Source organism: Mesorhizobium neociceri, from assembly GCF_013520985.1.
GTDB lineage: Bacteria > Pseudomonadota > Alphaproteobacteria > Rhizobiales > Rhizobiaceae > Mesorhizobium > Mesorhizobium neociceri.
Genome location: NZ_JACDTY010000072.1, coordinates 1 through 406 on the forward strand (window position 1 = coordinate 1; position 406 = coordinate 406).

Sequence of the window (406 nt, forward strand, 5' to 3'; positions counted from 1 at the left end):
CGTCGACCCCAGCGTCAATTGAGCGTCACGCTCACGCCGGCGCTGACGCCCCAGTCGCCACCGGCGGTGGTCGCCGCCGCGTTGCTGCGCAGCCGTCCGTTCTCGCTGGTGTATCCAATGCCGAAGGCCAGCGCGCCCTGACTGCGCCAGATGCCGCCGCCCGCCGATGCGCTCACCTTGCCGGGCCGGTCGTCATAGCGCAGCGATGCGGCGGCCATGCCGATCGCGGCCGCACGCCAGGCGTCCTGCCGCACCTCGCCGATCCGGCCGTTGAGCTGCTCGAAGGCGCTGTTGAGCTGGTTGAGGTTGACCGCATCGGTGCCGGCGACGCCCGCCGCCACATTGCTGATCGTCACCGGCGCGCCGTTGCCGCTGTTCAGCGTCAGCTTGTTGGTGGTGTTGCCGG

The 406-nt window shown here is 70.9% G+C and carries 1 protein-coding gene; it reads right to left on the reverse strand.

The features are described 5' to 3' along the window. Positions 1 to 14: 14 nt before the first annotated feature. Positions 15 to 406 (reverse strand): YadA-like family protein (locus tag H0241_RS35370; RefSeq protein ID WP_181062304.1); only part of this gene is annotated, 392 nt, incomplete at its 5' end.